The 5,061-nt window shown below is 67.0% G+C and carries 5 protein-coding genes; 2 read left to right on the plus strand and 3 right to left on the minus strand.

Annotated elements, in window-relative coordinates; genetic code table 11:
* Window positions 1-102: 102 nt before the first annotated feature.
* The 3 genes from V7Q31_RS17320 to V7Q31_RS17330 all read right to left on the minus strand — a co-directional run bounded on the left by V7Q31_RS17320 (window position 103) and on the right by V7Q31_RS17330 (window position 1,897).
* Window positions 103-492 (minus strand): type II toxin-antitoxin system VapC family toxin, encoded by a 390-nt coding sequence (locus tag V7Q31_RS17320; RefSeq protein WP_333835104.1) that lies wholly within the window; start codon window positions 490-492, stop codon window positions 103-105.
* The gene (locus V7Q31_RS17325) at window positions 489-719 is read right to left on the minus strand and encodes a type II toxin-antitoxin system Phd/YefM family antitoxin (RefSeq protein WP_333835105.1); all 231 of its coding nucleotides are present in this window, start codon (window positions 717-719) and stop codon (window positions 489-491) included. The genes V7Q31_RS17320 and V7Q31_RS17325 overlap by 4 nt, the downstream gene beginning before the upstream one ends.
* Window positions 720-1,162: 443 nt before the next feature.
* Window positions 1,163-1,897 (minus strand): DnaA N-terminal domain-containing protein, encoded by a 735-nt coding sequence (locus tag V7Q31_RS17330; RefSeq protein ID WP_333835106.1) that lies wholly within the window; start codon window positions 1,895-1,897, stop codon window positions 1,163-1,165.
* Between the two features lie 482 nt (window positions 1,898-2,379).
* Between V7Q31_RS17330 and V7Q31_RS17335 the strand changes: the two genes are divergently transcribed.
* Together V7Q31_RS17335 and V7Q31_RS17340 are read left to right on the plus strand one after the other, a co-directional pair.
* Complete coding sequence (locus V7Q31_RS17335) at window positions 2,380-3,696, plus strand: AAA family ATPase (protein ID WP_333835107.1); 1,317 nt, start codon at window positions 2,380-2,382, stop codon at window positions 3,694-3,696.
* A gap of 14 nt (window positions 3,697-3,710) precedes the next feature.
* Complete coding sequence (locus V7Q31_RS17340) at window positions 3,711-4,787, plus strand: ParB/RepB/Spo0J family partition protein (RefSeq protein ID WP_333835108.1); 1,077 nt, start codon at window positions 3,711-3,713, stop codon at window positions 4,785-4,787.
* Window positions 4,788-5,061: the final 274 nt, after the last annotated feature.

The raw sequence follows: 5,061 nt of genomic DNA on the forward strand, positions 1-5,061 counted from the left end.
ATATGGTTCACCAAAGGGTTCGTGAAGCGCTCTATAGCCATACGATAATGCCCCCTTCGCGTCGAACTGACTTGGAGACGCGCGCGAGACCGGCGTTCCGCGTCAGCCCCAAATCCGCTGCGCACCAATGCCGTCGAAGGCGGTGTCAGGCGAGACGATCGCTAACCCCTCGGCCTGGGCAACCGCTGCGATCATCCGATCGAACGGGTCGCGATGGTCCCAATCCATCCCGGCGGCCGAGAGCGCCGCGGCGGGCGACAGCGGGATTAGGTCGAAGCCGTCGGTGCGCGCCTGCTCCACGAGGCCAGCGGCGAAGGGCGCCATCGCCGGCCACTTCCCCAGGCGCACCTTTTGGCCGCTCTCGTAGAAAGAGATGACGCTGAGCGCGACCCGGTCTGCGCCCGCGAGCCGGGCGCGGACGCCCGCCGGGAGCCGGGGGTCGTCGGTCAGCGCCATCGCGAAGGGCCCGGTGTCCAGCAACAGCGCCGTCATAGGGCGTCCCAGTCGCCCAGCTCCGCCGCGTCCATCGGGGCAAAGGCGTCTTCAGGCGGCGGGGTCACCCTGCCCTTCAGCCCGCCGATCCGCAGCCGCGTCTTGCGCGCGGGAACAAGCTCAGCCGCCGGCGCGCCATGGCGCGTGATCACCACCCGCTCGCCGCGCTCCACCGCGTCGATCAGCTTCGACAATTGGGTCTTGGCGGCATGGACAGGAACCTGCATGGCGGTCTCCGAAGACTATAGCCAGACCATAGCCATATTCCCAATTGGGGCAAGCGCCGCGCCCGCTGCGCCGGCGCATACCTTGAGCACATCAGATTGTTGCGCTCCGACTGCGATCCAGTCGTCGTCGTTAGTATGCTTTTGGGCTTGCGAGGCCCCTGCCCTGCTCGCCGCTGGCACTGCTTATGGTCGGCGCGCGGGTCAACACGGCGATGACGACCGCGGACTCGGCACGGCCGTTCGGTGAGGCGTGTTGGCCGCGCCGGGGCTTCGACGACGACAACGTGCGCACCGGCGCGCCGTGGCGGAAGTCGCGCAAGGCGATCGAGAACTTGGCTGCGAACGGAGCCGAGATGGCGCGCCGTGGTTGCGCCTATCCATGGTCAGCCACCGGTCGGCCGTTCGCGCCAAGGCCTCTGCAGCGAACTGACGCTGGCATGTGGTCACATCCGCAACGCGACATCGTCAGGGGCGACGATGCGGATAGTTCGCAGAGTAGGATCCGCCTCCGCCAGGGCGCGCGCGATGGCGTCGCCATAGGTGCGCTCGACTTGCGTGGCATGGAATGCCGACGGGGCCTGGAGCACAAGCCGATCGCCGCTCCGGCCGGCGCGGCTCAGCGGCGCGATCCAGCGTCGGTGCGCCGCCTCCCCGATGCGCTTCAGCGAGCGACGCGCTATGGACCACTCGGAACCGTCATTTTGCGAAGTGTCGTCCTCCGCTGGCGCGGCGGCAAGCCCGGCAGCAGGGAACTGGATCACCATCGACCCCGCATCGGCGTGAGGCACATGACCTTGTGAGGCCATGCGCGCCGCGAAGTCGGGGCCGACGCGCGACCAGTCGCAGGCTGCGCGCGCGACGTCGAAATTGACGGAATAGGCCGCAACCCGCCCGCGCGCTCCGGGTCGCCGCAGCACGATCAGGCCGCGGGCGCGCAGGCGCGCCATTTCACGCTTGACGGTGCGCTCGTCCACAGCCCATAGCCGTGCGATTTCACGCTGACCGACCGTCAACTCGCCGGCACGCCAGTCATAGCGCGCGGTCACCAGTGTAATGAGACGCAACATCGACCGGATCGTAGTCGCCGAGCCGTTGCTCAGCCCTGCTATGCCGAGCAGCGTCAGTAGATCATACTTTACGGCAGCGGCGCCCGCGCCGCTGGGATGAAGTGCCGCCATTTGTACGCGCCTGTGCGTTGATCCGGTCCCAGCAAGAAACCGGAGATGATAGACTGCCCGTGTTCGAGGTGTTTCGGTGTTCCCGCCAGCGATCAAGCGCTAATCCCTCGATTCATGGCATTAGCGTTGATCACTGGGCCTGTGTCAACGGGATTCCAGTCTCGGGGAAGCTCATGGCGTCCACTTGAATCCATATTTGAGCCTTTCTGATTAGGAGACTTGGTATTGGGGGACAGCCACAGCGCCCCCCTATCGAGCTGGTCTTGACCCCCTATCAGTAGCGTCGGCGGCAGCGGTGTCCCCCATTGCTCGGTGGAGCCGCCATGGTGCGCCCGCGGGAGATCGAATCGGCGTCCGCACGACGACGCCTCCTCGACCGCGCAAAGCGGCTGAGGGCGGGTACGCGTGAGAAATCGCGTTTTGCAGTTTTGGCAAAATAGGCGTATTCAACGCGTCGGGGAGAATTTGCGTTTGAGGGGCTGATGTTCACGCATGGCGACCTGGCGGCGATGCAGGCGGCGTCGTTGCGCATGCAGGGGTGGATCAGGCGGCAGACATTCTCGCCCGAGAACACCAAGACGCTGCGTCGGTTCTCGAGCTGGGAGGTCGCGGAGCTCGTGTTCCGCGTGAATCAGTCGACCTTGCGCGGCAAGCTCGCCGCCGACCCAACGCTGCCAAGCGGTGAGATTGAGGAGGATGGACGCCAGCGCTGGTTCAGCCTCGACGAGATCAACGAACTGAGGCGGCGACTGCGCTTCAGCCGCCGTTCGCTGATGCCGCCGCGCCCGGCTGGGAAACGCGCCGTGCGGGCGGCCATCGCGAACTTCAAGGGAGGGGCGGGCAAGTCCACGGTGGCGTTGCACTTCGCCCATGCCGCGGCGCTCGACGGATACCGCGTTCTGGCCGTTGATTTCGATCCTCAGGCGACGCTGTCGCATTCGATGGGCCTGACCGACGTGGCGGAGGAGCGGACGGTGTGGGGTGTCATGGCGCGGGATCTCGTGCGGGAGACGGAGCGGATGAACGCCGGCGCCGCTGGCGCAGAGTCTGGCGTCGCCGCGCCGGCGCGCCGCCTCCCCGCTTCCGTTCGCGACCTCGGGATCGCCGAACTGCGCGCGTCGGAGTTCATCCGTCCGACCGCCTGGAGCACCATCGACATCATTCCCAGCTGCGCCAACGCGGCCTTCGTGGAGTTCGCCTCGGCCCAGTATCGCCATTTGAATCCTGACTGGACGTTCTTCGCCGCCGTGTCGCGATATCTGGATGCGCTGCCGGCCGACGCCTACGACCTGATCATCTTCGATTGCCCGCCCGCTATCGGCTACCAGTCGATGAACGCGGTGTTCGCCGCGGACGTTCTCTATATCCCGTCTGGTCCGGGCTACTGGGAGTACGACAGCACCACTAGCTTCATCGGCCAGCTTGCCGAGGCGCTGGAGGATCTCGCCGCCGGTTTTGAGGGAACCTTCCCCGTGGGGAATACGTCGCTTCCCAAGGCTTTTCACGACGTGCGGTTTCTGTTGACCCGCTACGAACCCGGCAACGAGTTGCATCGCGCGATGCTGGTGGCGTTCCGGAAGGTCTTTGGTGATCGCGTCACCGAGCGGCCGATCGAGCTGACGCGCGCCGTCGAACAGTCGGGTCGATTTCTGTCCTCGATCTACGAGGTGGATTACCGTGAGATGACCCGGGAGACTTGGAAGCGTGCGCGCCGGTCCTTCGACGGCGCTTACGAGGAGTTCAGGGACTGCCTGGTCGCGGCCTGGGCGACTGTCGATGGCGGGGAGGATGCGCGATGACGCGAAAGCGGCGCATGTTCGACATCGATGTGCCCGAGGAGGAGGTGACGCCGGCGTCATCCCCGACCGACGCGGCCGACAGGCGCGGGCCGATGGCGGCTGCTGTGCGCGAGAACGCGGAGTCGTTGCGGGAGCGGCGGTCTGTGGAGGAGCGTATCCGCGCCGAAAACGACGCGCTGGCGCACGAACATGTCCGGCTCAAGCGCGCGGGGCTGATCCTCGACATGGTGCCCACGCATCTGGTGGACGCGGAGAAGCTGACGCGCGACCGCGCGCCTGGACGGGACGATGCGCTGGAGGAACTCAAAGCGTCGATCATGGCGATCGGGTTGTCCAATCCGATTCGTGTGGAGCGGAAGGCCAACGGGCGGTTCGAGCTGATCCAGGGCTGGCGACGGCTGCGCGCCTTCATCGAGCTGGAGGGGCTGCACCGCGACGGTCGCTTCACGCACATCCCTGCCGGGTATGTTGCTGGCGGCGACGATCTGGCGCTCAGCTACCGGCGGATGGTGGACGAGAATCTGATCCGCAAAGACATCTCGTTCGCGGAGATGGCCATGCTGGCGCGGGCTTACGTGGCCGACCCTGACACTGGCTGCGACGACATCGACAAGGCGGTGGCGACGCTCTTCCAGTCGGCTGGCTATCAGAAGCGTTCCTACATCCGCGCGTTCGCGGAGCTGCTGTCGGCGGTCGGAGAGGGGCTGGCGCACCCGCAGGCGCTGGGGCGCAACCTAGGCCTCGACGTTCGCCGCCGGTTGGATGGCGACAGGGACGCGGCGGCGCGTCTGACGGCGCGTCTTGCGGCAGCCCCAAACCGGACGGTGGAGGAGGAGGCGGCGATCCTGCGCGACTTTGTCGCCGAGACCGCCAGGACGGCGCCGCGCGCGTCGCCGTCGGCGCGACCCGCGGCGCGGGCGAAGACAACGTTGCGCATCGGCTCCGCGCTCGGCGAAGTTCGCTGCCTTGCGGCGAACGGTCGTCTCGAACTACGTGCTGCCGCCGATTTCGCCGCAGTCGAGCCACGCCGGCTTGAGAGCGCCGTGGCGGCGTTCATCGCTGCGATGACCTGCGACCGCGAGGGTGGATGACCTGCGCCTTCCCCGTGGGGAAGGCGCAGGTCCGGTCGCCAGATCACACGCCGCGTCCCGATCGCAACGGCATGCGCGTCTACAAGGCTGACGCCGACGTCCTTCACGGGGGACGCGCCGATAGAAAGAGCGGCGGCGGGCAGCACTGTGGAGGAAGCCGCAACCCACCGGCTGGCGCGCCGCTTCACTCTGCCCCCAGGTCGGCCGCGGGGTTCCGGTCCAGTTCGGCCTCCTGGTAGTAGGCCGCGGCCTGCTCGCGGGAGCGGTGCAGGGT

It is taken from the genome of Rubrimonas sp., assembly GCF_036788415.1.
GTDB lineage: Bacteria > Pseudomonadota > Alphaproteobacteria > Rhodobacterales > Rhodobacteraceae > Rubrimonas.